Annotated in this window: 18 protein-coding genes, 1 tRNA gene and 1 pseudogene; 9 read left to right on the forward strand and 11 right to left on the reverse strand. The window is 49.3% G+C overall.

Annotation, left to right across the window (positions count from 1 at the left end; all coding sequences use genetic code 11):
- On the reverse strand, window positions 1–131 hold a 131-nt coding region (locus BL249_RS17250; RefSeq protein WP_342633895.1), incomplete at its 3' end, for an IS1 family transposase.
- 57 nt (window positions 132–188) lie between these two features.
- Here BL249_RS17250 and BL249_RS19150 point away from each other — a divergent pair.
- Window positions 189–257 (forward strand): annotated as a pseudogene (locus BL249_RS19150) (transcriptional regulator RcsA); the annotation flags it as partial.
- 72 nt (window positions 258–329) lie between these two features.
- On the opposite strand, the gene dsrB reads toward BL249_RS19150, so the two are convergent.
- Window positions 330–521 carry a protein DsrB gene (gene dsrB / locus BL249_RS17255; RefSeq protein ID WP_168174306.1) on the reverse strand — a complete coding sequence of 64 codons (192 nt, stop codon included), beginning with the start codon at window positions 519–521 and terminating at the stop codon, window positions 330–332.
- A gap of 412 nt (window positions 522–933) precedes the next feature.
- On the opposite strand from dsrB, the gene BL249_RS17260 reads away from it, so the two are divergent.
- On the forward strand, window positions 934–1,740 hold the full coding sequence (locus BL249_RS17260; RefSeq protein WP_099706654.1) for a mannosyl-3-phosphoglycerate phosphatase-related protein: 807 nt from the start codon (window positions 934–936) through the stop codon (window positions 1,738–1,740).
- 39 nt (window positions 1,741–1,779) lie between these two features.
- Window positions 1,780–3,000: a glycosyl transferase gene (locus BL249_RS17265; protein WP_099706653.1), complete on the forward strand. Its 1,221-nt coding sequence runs from the start codon at window positions 1,780–1,782 to the stop codon at window positions 2,998–3,000.
- Window positions 3,001–3,053: 53 nt separating this feature from the next.
- Here the strand turns inward: BL249_RS17265 and BL249_RS17270 are convergent, their stop codons facing one another.
- Together BL249_RS17270 and BL249_RS19155 are read right to left on the reverse strand one after the other, a co-directional pair.
- The gene (locus tag BL249_RS17270) at window positions 3,054–3,227 is read right to left on the reverse strand and encodes a YodC family protein (RefSeq protein WP_099706652.1); all 174 of its coding nucleotides are present in this window, start codon (window positions 3,225–3,227) and stop codon (window positions 3,054–3,056) included.
- A gap of 167 nt (window positions 3,228–3,394) precedes the next feature.
- A complete protein-coding gene (locus BL249_RS19155) occupies window positions 3,395–3,532 on the reverse strand; it encodes a hypothetical protein (protein WP_168174305.1) in 138 nt (45 codons plus the stop codon).
- Between the two features lie 495 nt (window positions 3,533–4,027).
- Between BL249_RS19155 and BL249_RS17275 the strand changes: the two genes are divergently transcribed.
- Genes BL249_RS17275 through BL249_RS17285 form a run of 3 tightly spaced genes read left to right on the forward strand, consistent with a single transcriptional unit; the run spans window position 4,028 to window position 7,319 of the window.
- A complete protein-coding gene (locus BL249_RS17275) occupies window positions 4,028–5,038 on the forward strand; it encodes a hypothetical protein (RefSeq protein WP_446717723.1) in 1,011 nt (336 codons plus the stop codon).
- A 23-nt stretch (window positions 5,039–5,061) separates the two neighbouring features.
- Window positions 5,062–6,180, forward strand: coding sequence for a BamA/TamA family outer membrane protein (locus BL249_RS17280; RefSeq protein ID WP_446717724.1), 1,119 nt, complete (start codon window positions 5,062–5,064; stop codon window positions 6,178–6,180).
- A complete protein-coding gene (locus tag BL249_RS17285) occupies window positions 6,177–7,319 on the forward strand; it encodes a DUF4056 domain-containing protein (RefSeq protein WP_241898918.1) in 1,143 nt (380 codons plus the stop codon). The genes BL249_RS17280 and BL249_RS17285 overlap by 4 nt, the downstream gene beginning before the upstream one ends.
- Before the next feature lie 6 nt (window positions 7,320–7,325).
- Here BL249_RS17285 and BL249_RS17290 read toward each other — a convergent pair whose 3' ends face one another.
- From BL249_RS17290 to BL249_RS17305, 4 genes are all read right to left on the reverse strand, one after another.
- Window positions 7,326–8,234 carry a DUF808 family protein gene (locus BL249_RS17290; RefSeq protein WP_099706651.1) on the reverse strand — a complete coding sequence of 303 codons (909 nt, stop codon included), beginning with the start codon at window positions 8,232–8,234 and terminating at the stop codon, window positions 7,326–7,328.
- 11 nt (window positions 8,235–8,245) lie between these two features.
- Window positions 8,246–8,518: a hypothetical protein gene (locus tag BL249_RS17295; RefSeq protein ID WP_099706650.1), complete on the reverse strand. Its 273-nt coding sequence runs from the start codon at window positions 8,516–8,518 to the stop codon at window positions 8,246–8,248.
- 61 nt (window positions 8,519–8,579) lie between these two features.
- On the reverse strand, window positions 8,580–9,062 hold the full coding sequence (locus tag BL249_RS17300; RefSeq protein ID WP_099706649.1) for a very short patch repair endonuclease: 483 nt from the start codon (window positions 9,060–9,062) through the stop codon (window positions 8,580–8,582).
- Between the two features lie 20 nt (window positions 9,063–9,082).
- Window positions 9,083–10,504: a DNA cytosine methyltransferase gene (locus BL249_RS17305; RefSeq protein ID WP_099706648.1), complete on the reverse strand. Its 1,422-nt coding sequence runs from the start codon at window positions 10,502–10,504 to the stop codon at window positions 9,083–9,085.
- A gap of 128 nt (window positions 10,505–10,632) precedes the next feature.
- Here BL249_RS17305 and BL249_RS17310 point away from each other — a divergent pair, with 128 nt between their 5' ends.
- Window positions 10,633–11,286 carry an epoxyqueuosine reductase QueH gene (locus BL249_RS17310; RefSeq protein WP_099706647.1) on the forward strand — a complete coding sequence of 218 codons (654 nt, stop codon included), beginning with the start codon at window positions 10,633–10,635 and terminating at the stop codon, window positions 11,284–11,286.
- 241 nt (window positions 11,287–11,527) lie between these two features.
- On the opposite strand, the gene BL249_RS17315 is transcribed toward BL249_RS17310, so the two are convergent.
- Both BL249_RS17315 and BL249_RS17320 read right to left on the reverse strand, forming a co-directional pair.
- Complete coding sequence (locus tag BL249_RS17315; RefSeq protein ID WP_099706646.1) at window positions 11,528–11,767, reverse strand: Arc family DNA-binding protein; 240 nt, start codon at window positions 11,765–11,767, stop codon at window positions 11,528–11,530.
- 81 nt (window positions 11,768–11,848) lie between these two features.
- On the reverse strand, window positions 11,849–12,541 hold the full coding sequence (locus BL249_RS17320; protein WP_099706645.1) for a phosphohydrolase: 693 nt from the start codon (window positions 12,539–12,541) through the stop codon (window positions 11,849–11,851).
- Between the two features lie 364 nt (window positions 12,542–12,905).
- Here BL249_RS17320 and BL249_RS17330 point away from each other — a divergent pair, with 364 nt between their 5' ends.
- Window positions 12,906–13,565, forward strand: a complete 660-nt coding sequence (locus tag BL249_RS17330) for a hypothetical protein (RefSeq protein ID WP_099706656.1) — start codon at window positions 12,906–12,908, stop codon at window positions 13,563–13,565.
- Window positions 13,566–13,681: 116 nt separating this feature from the next.
- A tRNA-Asn gene (locus tag BL249_RS17335) sits at window positions 13,682–13,757 on the forward strand.
- Between the two features lie 861 nt (window positions 13,758–14,618).
- On the opposite strand, the gene BL249_RS17340 is transcribed toward BL249_RS17335, so the two are convergent.
- Window positions 14,619–16,766: a glycoside hydrolase family 99-like domain-containing protein gene (locus BL249_RS17340; RefSeq protein ID WP_158234020.1), complete on the reverse strand. Its 2,148-nt coding sequence runs from the start codon at window positions 16,764–16,766 to the stop codon at window positions 14,619–14,621.

A 16,766-nucleotide genomic window follows, 5' to 3' on the forward strand; every position in this document is an offset into this window, starting at 1 on the left:
TAAGCGTAAGTGAGTTGAAACACGCGGTGGCAGTCACGGCAGCGAAATCTGTCATAGCCTTTAGGGTTCTGACCATGGCGGTAAACCTGAACAGACTGACAACGGGGACAATGAACGTTAACGCTGGCCATAAGAGAACCTCAAAAGCCCGCATTATACATCAGATTCAACCAATTAGAGGCATCACCCAGATTATTTATCATGTCGTCAGGCTGACAGATAATGTAACCAGCGGAATTTATGTTAATGCTCGCTAAGTAATGACTACAACCACAACCGTTTTGCCACCGGTTGTGGTAATGCCACCATTCCAGGTAAATGCAAGGGGCTTAGTCATCGCGTAATTCAACAAAAATACCGTCCGGATGGGCGGTTTCATTAAAAAACCAAATCCCCATCGGATAATCTTCCAGTGCAACCAGATACATGGTGCCCTCACTGAAAGGCTCCACCGCCAGAATAGTCCCATGGCGCCGTGGCCCGCCATCGGTTTTTACCGTTACCCGATCATTTACTTTCATCATTTCTCTCCGTCAGGCTGCAGCTGCAAAGCCAGATGTTGCCAGTAATCTTCCGCGTACTGTACGTGTCAGGTCAGCTTTTGCGTTATTTTAACATTTGTCCGGCGGAATACTTACACCGCTGCAGCGTATAATTGCCCCACTGCACCACCCCCAAAGGGGCAGTAAACTAAAAGTAACAAGGATTTTGCCCGCATTGCGCGGGCTTTTTTTTTCTGCCGCTTTCCCGTTAATCATACAAATAGATGCCGCCACGCCGGCAATGACTCAGCACAGTGGCTATCCCACCCCGCAGCAGTTTAGGAGCATTCTTAGCATCAATAGGCGCTCTGTCGGCATGTCTGGCGCGGATGACTGATTATACTCATCTGACAGCGCAACGGTCTCGCTCAGACAAATGAGGGGCAAACAGATGCTATCCGTCACCGATTCACTGTTGATTGTCACCGACCTGGACGGATCGTTACTCGACCATCATAGCTACAGCTGGCAACCGGCGCAGCGCTGGCTGGACAAGCTGAATCAATATCAGCAACCGGTGATTATTTGCAGCAGTAAAACTGCCAGCGAAATTGTGCCACTTCAGCAGCAACTGGGACTTAGCGATCTGCCTTTTATCAGTGAAAACGGCGCGCTGACGCAGATAGAATTGCCCGGCCAGGCGCAGCCATTACAACGCCTCGGTGGCGCAGATTATCACCATATTTGTCAGACGCTGGATGATTTACGCCAGCGTTACGGCTATAAATTCACCGGTTTTGCCGACGTGACTGCCAGTGACGTCGCATTATGGACCGGCCTGACGCCGGGCGCGGCGGCATTGGCCCGTCAGCGTCAGGCCTCTGAATCGCTTATCTGGCGCGATACGGCCAGCCGCTTTACCCATTTTTCTCAGCATCTGTCGCTGGCGGGCCTGACCATCGTTGAAGGCGGGCGCTTCTGGAGCGTGATGGGTAAAGAAAGCGGCAAAGGTGCCGCCCTGCGCTGGCTGCTGACGCATTATCCAGACAAGCAGGCACCGCCCCCGGTAACCATCGGGCTGGGCGACGGGCCAAACGATGTCGATATGCTGCAGAGCGTCGACTACGCCATCGTCATCCGTGGTCACAGTAAAAGCCCGGTACAGCTCAGACACAATCCTGCACCGCAGGTTTATTACACTCAGGCCCAGGGTCCGACTGGCTGGAGTGAAGGTCTTGACGTTTTTCTTGCCGGATAACGGCGTTCATCACGGCCTTGCGCCGTCCCAGGGGGAGCCATGAGTGATTTCTATCAGAACGGCATTATTACCAACTTTCATAATCTGGCGCAGCGCAGCAGTGATGACATTGAGCGACAGATGGTCGGTTTTGCCCGCCGGCGTAAAATGGGTCTGATTCTACCCTCGTTATTTTCCGAACTGGAAGGGCCGGCACTGGATAATATTATCGGCCAACTCACCCAGGTAAACTGGCTGGAAGAAATTGTTATCGGTCTGGATCGTGCCGACCGCGACCAGTTTATGTTCGCACGTGAGTTTTTTTCCCGTCTGCCCCAGCGCCACCGTATTTTGTGGAACGACGGACCGCGCCTGAAAGCACTGGACGACGAGCTGGCACGTGAAGGGCTGGCACCGGCCCAGGCTGGTAAGGGCCGTAATGTCTGGTATTGCAGTGGTTACACTCTTGCCTCGGACCGGACCGAATGCGTCGCGTTGCACGACTGTGACATTGTCACATATGACCGCAGCATGCTGGCTCGCCTGCTTTATCCGCTGGCAAACCCGGCTTTTCAGTATGAATTTAGCAAAGGTTTTTACGCCAGGGTGGCCAACAATAAGCTCAACGGACGCGTTAGTCGCCTGTTGGTTGGACCGCTGCTGCGTTCGTTGCAAAAAGTATATGGTCATTCAGAGTATCTTGATTACCTTAGCAGCTTTCGCTACCCGCTTTCCGGGGAATTTGCCATGCGTACCCAGGTGCTGAACGGGATTAAGATCCCCGGAGACTGGGGGCTGGAGATCGGCGTGTTATCTGAAATTTACCGTAATCATACGACCCGACAGTGTTGTCAGGTGGAAATTGCCGATAATTACGATCACAAACATCAGCCTCTGGCAGAAGAGGATGGCAGCGGCGGCTTACGGCGGATGAGTAATGATATTGTACAGTCTCTGCTGCGCAAACTGGCAACAATGGGCGTACCGCTTACCAGCGACTCGTTCCGCGTACTGAAAGCCACCTATTACCGTAATGCGCTTGACGTAATGGAAATTTATAACCACCAGGCCGCCATGAGCGGCTTGAGTTTTGATCAGCATGCTGAAGAAGCGGCCGTCGAGATGTTTACCCAGTCTATTCTCGAAGCCGGCGAATCATTTATGAAACGACCGAATGACAAACCGTTTATTCCCAGCTGGAACCGGGTACGTTCTGCCTTCCCGGATATTTTGCCGCGCCTGTGGCAGGCCGTGGAGGATGATAATCAGGGGAAGGTCTGACCGCGGGCATGATTAAACGCCAGCCCTGCAGAAACCGGGCTGCCGCTTATTGACTATCCGGCCAGCTGGTGAGTAAGTGCCACCAGCTCGTCTTCGCGGAAAGCTTCGCGCCTGACGCAATAACCGTCGTACCAACGACACTCAACCATTCCAGCCCGTAGCGCCGTGACAATCATGCGCTGGCCATCCTTTTTATGCTGCACTTCATCGCTAACCGCAAAATCCATACCCGCCTCCCTTTCGTTGAGTGAAAATCTGCTAAAGGTATAGCAGTAATCCGCCCTTTTTACCGTGAAGAAGCGAAAAAAATTGTACTAAAGACAAGCAGACAGGTAAAAATGCGTAATCAGCAGCATAAATACTCACTTATCGGCCAGGCGTACACACCGCTCAGTCAGATTTTGCAGCCTTCACAATCGGCTTCATCACTTAAATCATCCGGGAGTTCACTGGCTTTTTGTGCGGCGCGGGCCTGCGCTTTTTCCAGCTCAGCACCGTCTAAATCAAAGTCAAAAAGGTCATCGTCTTTCATTGCTCCTCCAGGGATCTGCACGGTTTATATTGCTTTTATACTGATTTCAACCGCACGCTGCCAGACAGATTTGCCTGATGCGCACAAACTATCCGCCATAATAGTCCATCATGGTGATATAGCCATTTGTCTGTCATCTGCCGGCCAGTCAATGGCGCAATCACAATGCAGCGGCAACGTACCGGTTAATAACATTGCCTGCGCCGCCGGATTTATAAAAAACATTATGTGCGGTTTTTTGCGATATTAGCGTCTGGATTAATAAATGCTTTCAACATATTTGACCAGTAAAACGGCCTGAGCACGACGTTATTCAGTGCAGACTAGTCATAGTCATATTCACAGCCGCCCGGCAAAAAAATATAATACCCATACATTTTTTGTTATTTAATGTAAATCAGCACTGAAATATACGAAGATAACTAAAGAATAATATAGCTTTTGCTTTCACGTTTAACCCGGCGACGTAGCGCCAATTTAATTTTGTGATGGAACATGAATAACTCTATACGCGTGGCACTGATAGGCCTGCCTTGCATGGCCTGTCAAATATGGGATGCAGCCGCGGCAACTACGCCACCCGCATCCATTTATCATTATCAGGCAGACCCGTCGTCTGCAGCAATAAAGCCGGCAAATCATCAGGTAAAAAAAACCACATCATCGGTCCTTCCTTTTTGGGGCGATGAGGCTCGACAGCGGGGATATGATTTACCGGAACCGTTCGGCGTGAATGTAAATTACATGAACATGCGCCAGAATATTAACGTTGAGAGTATTAAGTTCTCCGGCCTGGCGTTGGGTCCTATCCCCCTGGACAACGCTTTTTCACTTAACGCCGGACATACCCGGGAAAGAAGTAAAACCGAAACCCTGAAACTCGATACCTGGCTGCTGCCCTTTCTGAACGTCTATGGTCTGGTCGGTCATACCGATGGCCATTCGGTTTCCAATGTCAGCGTCGGCATCAATATGCCCGGCGGTGGCACCCTGCGACCAGACAGCCTGCAAAATCTTAAATTTCAGCTCGATTTTAAGGGTACAACCTACGGTGCCGGGACCACGCTGGTTGGCGGAATAGATAACTGGTTTACGTCTCTGGATGCTAACTATACCCAGACCCGTTTTAATATCCTTGATGGCAGCATAGACGCCTTCACCCTGTCACCACGTATTGGTTACCGCTTCACGACCCCGGGTATCGATCGCATTCACCTGCCCTCCGGTAAACTCAGCGTCTGGGTAGGCAGTATGTATCAGAACGTACAACAGCAATTTAAAGGCAGTCTGAACGACCTACATATGCCTTCGGCCGATTTGCGGCAATTACTGGCGCTCGCCAACGGCGAAGGACATGGCCGTTTTGACGTGAAACAACATCTGCAATCACCGTGGAACGCGTTGGTTGGCACGCAATATGAAATCACCCGTAACTTTAATGTCACTACGGAGTTCGGTTTTATGAAGCGTAATAGCTTTTTCGTTGCCGGTGAATTTCGCTTTTGAAAGCTGGGACCACGCTGATAACCCTGGCGCTAAGTGGGTTGTTTGCCTGTAACAGCAATGCACACTCATTGCTGCCCGATCGGGTACAAATCGACCGCTGGTTGCGGCCATTGGGGGCCAGCGACAAGTTTGATGCGACAAAGCGTATTGACTGGGGCCTGATGCCCGGGCCGTTTTATACCCCTGAGCTTGGTCTGGGGCTGGGTATTGCTGCCGTGGGCATCTACCGTCCGGATGCCAGCGACAGCACCAGTCAGAATTCAACAATGACGCTCAGCGGTTATGTCAGCAGTACCGGCGCACTTGGCCTCAATTTCAACAACTATACCTTCTACGCCGGCGACCGCTGGCGTTTCTTTCTTGACGGCACCCTGAACAACACGCCCGCTTATTTCTGGGGCCAGGGTTTTGCTGCCGGTGACGATAACCCGGACAAACAAAAATACCGGGCACAAGCGCTGGCACTGAAACCGGTTATCTACCGCCGTCTGACCCGTTTTACCTATCTGGGAATTGGCTGGTCACTGGACATGTTGCACGCGGCAAACAGCGGTGACAACCGTTATCATCGGATAGAACAACCCCCCCAAGGGGCATCCAGCCTAAGTTCCGGTGCCAGCGCCGAGCTGAGCTGGGATAACCGGGATTTCGTTCCTAATCCACGCTCCGGTCAGCAAGCGCGTATCCGTTATACCCACTATGCCCCTGAAACCGGCAGCGACACGCGCTTTGAGGCGTTGAATTTGCATTACAGTCACTATCATCCGCTCACTGACAGCAGCGTACTCGCCTGGGAACTGTACGGCGAATTTACCCAGGGACAGGTGCCCTGGAATATGCTGGCGCAACTCGGCAACAGCCACCGGATGCGCGGCTACTATGCCGGACGTTACCGTGATAAGAACGTCATTAGTGGCCAGCTGGAACTGCGCAAAAAACTCAGCTGGCGTCACGGCATCGTTGCCTGGCTCGGAGCCGGTACGATGTCACCTTCATTTCATCAGCTAAATAATGGCCGCTGGCTTCCTTCAACCGGCGTGGGCTATCGCTTTGAATTTAAGCCTCGCATGAATATTCGTCTGGATTACGGCATAGGCAAAAGCAGCAGCGGATTTTACTTTCAGGTAGGAGAAGCATTTTGAACCCAAGGACACCTCTGCTGATAGCCTGGCTGCTGCTGACACCATTCGTTGCCCGGGCAGTCATTCCGCTTCCGCTATCATTAACACAGCCGCCTGAACATTTAAGCTATCAGGCCTGGCCGGTCATGTCACCGCTACCCGCACCGGAAGGACTGCGTCCCTGCTGTGCTTTCGGTTATAACCTGCATGCACAACTGCTGGGAATCGCGGTGCCTTTTTATCAGCTGGATAACGTCATGACCCCTGATAGCACAGGCTATCATCACTATAACGATAGCCTGATGCGTGGTCTGATAAATCTGATGGGTATTGGCGATGAACACAACGGCATTATTTATACGTCGCATGGTGGCTTTATCGATACGGCTCATGTCCGCGATAGCGCGGACATGACGGTCTATCTGTTCAGCCAGCTACAGGCCAGGCTGGGTCAGACCTTCCGTCTGCAGCTTAGCGATGAGCTGGCCCGGCGGCAGATTCAATTCCGTGCCTTTACGCCACCGCCATCAGCAAAACAGCGCTATGCCCTGTCCGCCTGGCTTGCGGCCAGACTGGCCTTTCAGCTGGCCGCCTGGCATGAAATAGCCCAGTGGTACGGGTTTGAATCAGTGCCCGGTTTTCCCGAAGGCGTTTCGGCGTTCTCGCCGGAAGACCTCTATTCAAATCTGCTAGGTACCCGCATCGCCGTTGCGCTGATCCTCACTGGCCAGACCGCCAGCAGAGAGCAGTATGACAGCGCCATGGCGCAGGGGTTGCACGAAGCATTAATTCAGCTTGGCGGGCAGCCGGCTAGCGCTACGCGCTTTCATTTTGATATGCTGGATGGACGCTGGTGGAACAGCCGCCGACGGCTACCGGAAAAATATCTGGTGCGGCAGCGCAATTACAGCGTCAGCGACCAGCGTTTTCCAACACCCGTGCCCGGCGAACAGGCAAAACCCTGGCGGCTGAGCCTGCCACACCGCTGGCAGCACTACCGACTTGAACAACTGGCCCAGCTGCAGTTATTACCTGGCAAACAAATGGCCCGCCTTGCCAGACCGAAACTTAACTACCGTGCGGCAGATTTTCCCCGCCTGGCGTCCTACGCCCAGCGTAGCGACAGCGCCTACTGTCATGCCTGGCCGGGCCGTTGTTAACGCCCGTCACTGTTTGTCACGCAAGCGGCTAATCAGACTGACCACCAGCAATACCAGCAGCCCCAGTAGCAGCCCAATTACCAGGCTGCTGCCGTTGGCAATCAGGCCTGCTACCAGCTTATTGTGCCCGGCACTCCAGCCAGCCGTCAGATGATGAACTAACGGTACACCATGGACAATGATGCCGCCACCAACCAGAAACATGGCCAGCGTACCAACCACCGACAGCAGTTTCATCAGCAGCGGGGCAAACACCAGCAGCATGCGGCCAATTCCGTCCAGCAGCGGACGCTGACGTTGCTGTAGCCAGAGACCTAAATCATCCAGTTTAACAATGGCCGCCACCAGGCCATACACCCCCACCGTTACCGCAACAGCGATCAGCGACAAAATCACCACCTGATTTAACAGGGGGGCTTCAGACACCACGCCAAGAGTAATGGCAACAATTTCTGCAGACAGAATAAAATCGGTGCGCACCGCGCCTTTCACTTTGCGCTTTTCATAGGCCTGTGCCCCTTGCTGTGCCTCTTGCGCCAGCCGCTGCTGGCGCGCCTGCGGCGTTTCACCATGCTTGTTATGTTGCAGACTGTGTAATACTTTCTCTGCCCCTTCATAACACAGATATGCCCCACCCAGCATTAGCAATGGCGTGATTGCCCAGGCAGCAAAGGCACTAATCACCAGCGCCAGCGGCACCAGAATCACTTTATTAATAAAAGATCCTTTAAAGACGCCCCAGACAACCGGCAGTTCGCGATTGGCCGTCACCCCGCTCACCTGCTGTGCATTAAGAGAAAGATCGTCGCCAAGCACGCCGGCGGTTTTTTTTGCGGCAATTTTGCCCATGACTGAAATATCATCCAGTAAGGTGGCAATATCATCCAGTAAGGTAAGTAAACTACTTGCAGCCACTGATTATCCTTTTAGTCGTCATGGTGATGGCAACAGGGGCAAAACTCGACGCTGACAGCGGACATATCCGCAATACCGTCACATTCCCATTCCAGCCGCAGCGGTAAATGCGCATCCGCATCATGATGAATATATTTGCTTACCGGGCTTTCGGTTAAACCGTCAATCTGCTCGGTGGCGATCAGCCGTTCGCCAATGTAGATTCGGGCAGTCGCAGTGGTTTTTACCATGCGATCCTGATGTAGTTTATACAGTCGCTTCACCGTCAGTTTTACACTGCCCATTGCCCCACCGTCATTGAGAAGTTACCCCTTGATTGTGGCCGATCGACTTTCAGTTGCAAGGTTATGCCGTCGGCGCTGCGCTAAGATGAATCCCGGCGGGATCGATTTCACTGTTACCGTCCGCCGCACACAGCCACTCTTCAAGGCGCGCCGTAAGCGCCCGGTCGCTGAGCTTCTGTCGCCCGCGTAACGCACATTCCCAGATAACCAGTACCCGCCAGCCACATGCATTCAGCGCCTGACCATCGCGCAGATCGCGCGCCACGTTAGCATCAATCTTCTTCAGCCAGAATTCACGTCGGGTTGCCGGCAGCTTAAAAAGCGGGCAGTGATGTTTATGCCAGAAGCAGCCATGAGTAAAAATGACGGCGTTATACTCCGCCAGGACAAAATCGGGGCGACCGGGTAAGGTGGCGTCCTGGACATCAAATGTCAGGCCAAGATCAGTCAGCAAACCGGCAACACGTCGTTCGATCGCCGTGTCACGGTTGCCAATGGCACGCATATTCTTACTGCGTATTTCTGCCGAATGTACATCCGCCATTGCTCCCCTCCGTCCGCGACTCAGGTCCGCTCAGCATCACCGTTGCTGACCGCCAGTTCAATCCAGGGTTGCAGCAGCTGCGCCACCGCCGTAAATACCGGCACCACCACCGAATTACCGAACTGGCGGTATGCCTGAGTATCTGACACCGGAATACGAAAATCCGTTGCGCCGGGTTGTTCAAATCCCATCAGTCGGGCACATTCCCTTGGCGTCAAACGACGAGGCCGGCGCTGCAGATTGTCCGCATGATAAAAATCCTGTTCCGCCAGCTGCTTATCCCAGCCACGATCGAGCAAAATTTCTGAGCCATCTTTGTAATAGCGCGCCGACAAAGTACGCACCACCCCGGTTTCCAGCTGCGGATCAACCAGACCATAGCCAAAACCGTTGCCCTTTGCCTGATGTTTACGGGCATAATTATAGAGGTACTTCCACAATGCAGGCGTCAGAATATATTTTTCGTCTGGCGCACTCTCCAGCAGTTCACGGAGTAATGGCCGACGTTTGGGGTAATAGCGGCTAATATTTTTCAGGCTGAATGGCGGCAGTGCCAGATCGCGCCGCAGGCCAACAAGCACGATACGCTCACGATGTTGCGGTAAGAAATGTTTACCATCGATTATTTTCGGGTCACTGCTGCCGTATTCTGCGGCATCGGCAACATCATAGCCCAGTTCGTCGAGGGTAGACATAATGATGCGAAACGTCCTGCCCTGGTCATGACTTTTAAGGTTTTTCACATTCTCCAGCACAAAAATGGCCGGTTTTTTTGCCGCAATAATCCGGGCGACGTCAAAAAAAAGCGTACCCTGTGCTTCACATTCAAAGCCATGGGCACGACCAAGGGCATTTTTTTTCGACACGCCTGCCAGAGAAAACGGCTGACAGGGAAAACCCGCCAGCAGGACATCATGATCCGCAATCTGACGGTCAATATGCTGGTATGCCTGCTGTTCGTCGATGGCCGGATTGGCTGAGAGAGTAATATCACGAATATCGTGGTTAAAACGGTGCTGCTGCGCATCACAGTACCAGTTGGCTTTATAGGTACGTTGCGCAAACTTATTCCACTCGCTGGTAAACACGCACTGGCCACCAATTGATTCAAAGCCACTGCGGATGCCGCCAATCCCGGCAAATAAATCAATAAAGCGGAAACGGTAATGCGGGTGACAAGCCGGCGGTGCAGGCAACATCCCGCGCAGCACGGCCACTTCAGCCTCGCTAAAGACCCGGCCCGGTTTACCTTTCAGCCAGCGGTTTAGCGCTTCCCTGCTCCACGCCGGTTGCGCCAGCTGTCCGAGTTGGGCAATAACGGTTTTCTGATCATAAATCTCCACAACCTGCTTTAGTAAAGCGTAATCTTCCGCCTGCTTGTGCCTGATGTCTTCGCTAACCGGCTGGCTATCAGCCTGGCTCAACGGGTCAAGTTGATTCATCATTCATCCTGAAGGTAAACTTGTGCGACAGTTTATCATCAGTTTTCTCCACTGCCAGCAGCACAAGACTTGTCGATCAGCAAAACTGCATTACAATAGTGGCCTGATTCAATGAAGGTGCCCAAATAATGACAACCCATCGCGAGAAACTTACGCTGCCAGCCGGGGCTGATAAACTGTTGCTGCATACCTGCTGCGCACCCTGTTCAGGGGAAGTCATGGAAGCATTGCTGGTATCGGGTATCGATTACACCCTGTATTTCTATAACCCCAATATTCACCCACAAAAAGAATATCTGCTGCGTAAAGAAGAGAATATCCGCTTTGCTGAACAGCACGGCGTTCCTTTTGTTGATGCCGATTATGACACCGATAACTGGTTTGCCCGCGCCCACGGCATGGAGCATGAACCGGAACGCGGTATTCGCTGTACCATGTGTTTTGATATGCGCTTCGAACGCACCGCGTTGTACGCTTTTGAACACGGTTTTTCAGTGATCAGCAGCTCTCTGGGTATTTCACGCTGGAAAAATATGCAGCAAATTAATGACTGCGGCGCCCGTGCAGTTGCCCCTTATCCGGATATGATTTACTGGGATTATAACTGGCGTAAAAAAGGTGGCTCGGCGCGCATGATTGAGATCAGCAAGCGCGAACGTTTTTATCAGCAGGAGTACTGTGGCTGTGTCTATTCACTGCGTGACACCAATCTGCATCGAAAATCTCAGGGGCGCGCACTGATTACACTGGGCGTACAGTACTATGGTGATGATGAAAAATAATGTGCTTCAGGGAAGATAATCTTTCGCTGACAGACTCCGTCATCACCGCGTTACAGTAAACAGCCGCCTCTGGCCGGACGACGCCGTGCACAGTCTCAGCGCCGACAATGGCCGGACAGTCCGGTTATTTCTGCCATAACGCCGGTGAGCCAGTCACATCAGTTGTCGCAAAATCTGCCTTTGTGCTTCAGCCACAAGAAAACGGCCGGGTGTTTTATTTCCGGCCGTATTAACAAAACCATTATTTTTTCTTTTTTTGCTTCTGTTTTTTCAACAGTGCCCGCACTTGTTTCAGCTCTGTGGCTGACAGGGCCTCACCGTCTTCGGCATGGTGAAGCTCGGTCACAGCGCCGTGCAAACTGGCCTCAACGCGCTGAGTAATTTCATAACTCATCGAGGTCTGGTTTTCGATTGCTAATGCTTTAATCTGCTCTTTCAGCTCAGGGCTGATCTTGATGGTCAAATTTACCGTGTCGGCCATTGCTGCGTGCTCCGTTAGTTGGCTAGTCAGCAAAGTAGCGCATAAAGTGCGAATTCACTATCCTTTCATAAAAATTTAATATTACTCGTCTGTAAACTGTTTAAGTATCGTCTCGTCGATACCGCAATAATTTCCCTGTAGCTCGGCGCTCAGCTTGGCCATATATGTCACCAGAAAGCGCGCACTGAATGTCGCCATCCTCTTACCTTCATCGGTCTGCATCGTCAATGGTAAGCGCAATAGTTTGGCCTGAAAATGATCCAGCGCCCATTCCAGGTCATCCAGCGGACGCTCAGCGGCAAAAGGATCGTCGGGATCGAATAATGCCCGCCCCAGCGCCCCGGAAACATAAAAGGTTCTGGCCAGACCAATAGCGCCAAGTGATTCAAGGCGGTCGGCATCCTGAACAATTTTTGCTTCAATGGTTTCCGCACTTATCCGGGCGCTAAAACTGTGCGCCTGTACGCAGTGGACCACCGCTTCAATTTTTTCTGCCGGGAAATCGGTAAAGTGTTTACGCAGTAATTGCCGGGTCTGATCGGCGGCAAACGTCGAAGCCAGATGCCTTTGTGGATGATTTTTGGGCAGATTAACCAGATCATGGAAATAACAGCCCGTCAGCACCACCAGCTCATCAGCCTTAACCGTCCGCATAATCTGGCGCGCTGTTTGCCAGACTCGCCGTAAATGCGCAACGTCGTGTGCCTTGTCCTCTTTTTGCCAGTTGTGGTTAAACCAGTTTTCAAAACGTTGTTGCCAGTCATTCAGAGACATCATCCCTCCATGTTTACTGGAAAAGCGGGACCATCCGACACGTCATCCCTGACGCAATACCGGCTGGCATTGTCATCAGCAGAAAACCCATATTCAGGTTATAACGGTTGTGTTGCCGTGCTGGCAACAGATTATCGTGTCAGCCAGCGGCATTGCTGCGCATTAAAACATCAATATCATTTAAAAATGATGGCAGTGTATAAACGGCTGAATTTCTGCTGCCTGCCCGGTGCCACTGCAAAAAATTTATTATTCACGGTAAAAAACACTGTCAGTTATTACTTTCATTAACGCAGGATAAATCGTATTGTTTTTTTATGGCACTTATTACACCGTCGTCGAGGAAAAAGCCGAGGTTTATGTCATGAAAGAACGCCCGATTCTTTTTAACGATCAGCGCGTAGCTGCCCTGAAATCGGGGATGCAGACACAGACCCGCCGCATTATGAAAGCGTTGCCGCTTACCCCGGCACAGGACAACCATGCGGGCTGTTATGGCATTGATGTCCAACGTAATCAGTTGCAGGCAAACCGGGTGCGGGCAATGGGTGAGCTACGTTATCACTGCCCTTACGGTCAGCCAGGCGACAGGCTTTGGGTGCGCGAAAGCTGGCGGGGTCCGCTGGTACCCGACCATCAAATGGCAGCATGGCAAGCCAGCCCTGATGCCTTCCGACAGCCAGAGTATTGCCAGTACCGGGCCGACAGTAATCAATTTGGTAATAACGAAGCGGAATTAACCAGTATCGGATGGCAGGCCGCTATCCATATGCCGCGCTGGGCCAGCCGCATCAATCTGGAAATTACCGGTATTCGGGTGGAAAAAATTCAGTACATCAGCGAACAAGACATTGTTGCCGAAGGCGTACAGAGCGAAAACCATTTTCTGAATAATTTTTTTACTCTGCACCATGAAACCCGCTCACCGAAAGAAGCCTACCGCGATCAATGGGCACAACAGTATGGCGCCGCCAGCTGGGAAGTAAATCCGTGGGTATGGGTAATTGATTTCAAACGCGTATGACACAATCTGACTGCAAAATGACCGGACTGGCTATTTCCCAGCCACTTGAATAAAAAGGTATTTTTAGCAGTTGACAGCGCCTGTCTGGGCCATTATATTCGTCCCACTCTAACGATTCCTCTGTAGTTCAGTCGGTAGAACGGCGGACTGTTAATCCGTATGTCACTGGTTCGAGTCCAGTCAGAGGAGCCAATTTAAAAAATTCCGCACAGGGAAACCTGCGCGGAATTTTGTCATTCTGGAGATTCTATGTTTTATTAGCATACCAGCGAAGTTGTAAATAGCATCGTTTTACTTCCATGTTATTTTTGAGAGCCCGGCTGTGTGATAGCCTAACAGGCGTCCTTTGCAATTGGGATATTTAGTGATTGAAGCGAATGATCATAGATATATTCTAACCACCGTCTATGGTGATTTTCTGTGCTCTATTGAGTTATCATGAATGGATTGAAATCGAGTGTTTCTGTACGATAAGTTGCTAAAAGTATTCAATCAATCTGTTCTAAATCAGTTTGTCTGGTTTGAAAAATTCCAGCTTTACAGTATGTGTTTCTGCCCTCACGGCCAGAGTCAATAAAATCAATTTCGGACTATTATTACAGGAAACATCCCGGCATAGCGACTGTTTACCGCAAGCCTGCCACACATCCTAACCATTCCAGGGCTGACAAATTCAAGGCTATTTCTATAGATAAAGCCTCACCACTACAACCATCAATAACAGTCAACATGCGCAAACGACGGCATTAATCGATGTTTCAGGCATAAACCCGACAGACTGACTCTGATTAAACGTTTCAGACAAAAATAATAGCCGCCCTCCTAGTAGATATCATTAACAGTTCTCCTTGCGTCAATAACTCAATCGCGGCGATAACATGATGCTCAGTCAAAAGAGATTACCTATGGCAATCTCTTCAGATAAAGATTATCAGTATGCTGGAAACTCTTAAAAGTAAATGCTACGTTTAATCAGGACACTTACATCCGTTATGAATATCCACAATGGCAAACACGTAAACGCATCACTCTTTGTAAAGTGATGCGTTATTATCACAGGAAAGTGGTTTCAATCAATCGGTAATTCTGTTTAGTCGCAACAGCACCTATGACCCTCTCAATACTATGTGCCAATGTGCCATCAAGTTGGCCTGCTTCCAGTTCAAATTCATCTTCATCAATAAGATTACTTGTCAAAGGTTCTAAAGCATCTTTTCTAAACCAAAACATTGAACCTGCAGGGAAAACTGTTTTATAGTCTTTTGACAACTTTGGTTTTTGCAAACGTTCAAAAAGTTTATCCAGCCAATAACGATTACCTAAATTAATCTCAGGTATAGAGAGATCGGTTAATGAATGAGTTGGTGCAATTACACCAAGATCTGATTCACTTTTGAAAGCATTTATAATATTAATAACGCGTTCTTTAGAAGAAAGTAGATCACCAAATAATCTCTCACGCCATTGCTGACCATCAATACGATGAGGAGACTTTTTGGTATGGACTTTGCAAATGTATTTATAGCCAAATCCATCCGCAATTTTTAATGCCTTAATAAAAGGCCTAATATCCCGACCTCGATTATCAACGAGAATAAAGAATACATTATTGAATACGGCTTTAATACGGTCCAATGTTGACTGCTTAACATCGCTGCGAATGGTAATAATAAGATCAAGTACATCCGAAAGACCTGATATATATTTTTCAACCAAATCACATGCTAAATCTTCATAATAAGCATGAAGAATGACAGCAGAATCGGAAGATGGTTTAAACTCTTGATTGATTTTTTCAATAACTTCATTGTCACACTGGTATTTAGCCAATGAATTTCTTAAAATATTATCCGTTGCATGTAAATATGCATATCCATTATGGCGGTCTGGCTCTAAATGTGCCCCTTCAGCCCATTCATTCCATGCATTAATAAAAACAAGACGTTCTTCAGGTCGACGTTTCATTGTGGTTTTGATTGCGCTATCTAACCACTTTGCATACAGTTCAGGCTTAGCATTATAGAAGGAAAATCCTTGACCTGGTTTTCTGGCTTCATTATCCCAGGAAGGCATAACTGCTTTAAAATAAGGAAATTTTATATTAGTGATACTTCCCGCCCGAAGAGCCAGCTCTTCATAATCGTAGACACGCCCTTTGAACTCGGTGTTGAGCATAGTAATACTATCTGTAATTTCTTTTGCTTCAACATGATGCGGTGGAAACTCAACGATTGCATCAAAGCCATACGGTTCAGGACTTGTAACATCAAATGCATTAACAACAGCTAAATAAAGGCCAGGCAAACCATTTTTTTTAGCATGTATTCTCCAGCGTTTTCCTGTTTCTTTTGCGTCAGGTAGTGTTCCAGCACGATATAATATAAGTAAGGGTTTGCCATCAATTTTAATATAACGTTCATCTTTAAGAGCAGGAAGAATGTCATCTAAGAAAGCGATATCATCTTCTGGTGAATGATTCTGTGCAATTAATACATCATTTTCTAAACCATCCCATCTACGTGTCCAGTTTTCATTTGCCCAGCATAAGCAAAAGTCAATATTCAGAGTTTTATCTTTTAAGAAATTCTGGACAGGAGTTTCCATCAGTCGCTTACCGCCAAACCAATAGTGATGAAAACAAAATCCGTTTACGCCATATTGTTTTGCAAGGTTAATTTGTTGACGCATGACTTCAGGCAAACGTAAATCGTAGAAACCTAATTCACCTGGCAATCTTGGTTGCTGATGTCCAAGATATTGAGGCCTGGCTTTAGTGACATTAGTCCATTCTGTAAAACCCATCCCCCACCAGTCATTATTTTCCTTGAAAGGATGAAATTGAGGTAAATAATATGCAATAATTTTTACCGGTAATTCAGCACCTTCCAGACTATCTAAAGCTTTAGGAACATAATGACTTTGTTCATTAACTTTAATTGAGGCTTTTTTAAAGTCATTTTTCAACCAAGCCTCTAGCAATAAATCACGAGAATGTAATGTATTAACTTCACTTATATTGAGAGAAGTAAAATCACGGTTAACATCTCGAGATGAAGTATTAAAATATGCAGCTTTCACTCGTGCATATGCCGCTTTCACACCGTCTTCTCTAATAATTTTAATAATTAATTTAATACGATATTTTATAAGATCATGCCCACCCTGTGTAAGCATTTTTTTAACAAACCGATAAATTTTCAA

Origin of the sequence: Erwinia sp. OLFS4, assembly GCF_002752165.1 — a bacterium.
GTDB lineage: Bacteria > Pseudomonadota > Gammaproteobacteria > Enterobacterales > Enterobacteriaceae > Izhakiella.

Coding starts and splice junctions, on each gene's coding strand:
- dsrB (WP_168174306.1), bottom strand. CDS start 521: ATGAAAGTAAATGATCGGGTAACGGTAAAAACCGATGGCGGGCCACGG.
- BL249_RS17260 (WP_099706654.1), top strand. CDS start 934: ATGCTATCCGTCACCGATTCACTGTTGATTGTCACCGACCTGGACGGA.
- BL249_RS17265 (WP_099706653.1), top strand. CDS start 1,780: ATGAGTGATTTCTATCAGAACGGCATTATTACCAACTTTCATAATCTG.
- BL249_RS17270 (WP_099706652.1), bottom strand. CDS start 3,227: ATGGATTTTGCGGTTAGCGATGAAGTGCAGCATAAAAAGGATGGCCAG.
- BL249_RS19155 (WP_168174305.1), bottom strand. CDS start 3,532: ATGAAAGACGATGACCTTTTTGACTTTGATTTAGACGGTGCTGAGCTG.
- BL249_RS17275 (WP_446717723.1), top strand. CDS start 4,028: ATGAATAACTCTATACGCGTGGCACTGATAGGCCTGCCTTGCATGGCC.
- BL249_RS17295 (WP_099706650.1), bottom strand. CDS start 8,518: ATGGGCAGTGTAAAACTGACGGTGAAGCGACTGTATAAACTACATCAG.
- BL249_RS17300 (WP_099706649.1), bottom strand. CDS start 9,062: ATGGCGGATGTACATTCGGCAGAAATACGCAGTAAGAATATGCGTGCC.
- BL249_RS17305 (WP_099706648.1), bottom strand. CDS start 10,504: ATGAATCAACTTGACCCGTTGAGCCAGGCTGATAGCCAGCCGGTTAGC.
- BL249_RS17310 (WP_099706647.1), top strand. CDS start 10,633: ATGACAACCCATCGCGAGAAACTTACGCTGCCAGCCGGGGCTGATAAA.
- BL249_RS17315 (WP_099706646.1), bottom strand. CDS start 11,767: ATGGCCGACACGGTAAATTTGACCATCAAGATCAGCCCTGAGCTGAAA.
- BL249_RS17320 (WP_099706645.1), bottom strand. CDS start 12,541: ATGTCTCTGAATGACTGGCAACAACGTTTTGAAAACTGGTTTAACCAC.
- BL249_RS17330 (WP_099706656.1), top strand. CDS start 12,906: ATGAAAGAACGCCCGATTCTTTTTAACGATCAGCGCGTAGCTGCCCTG.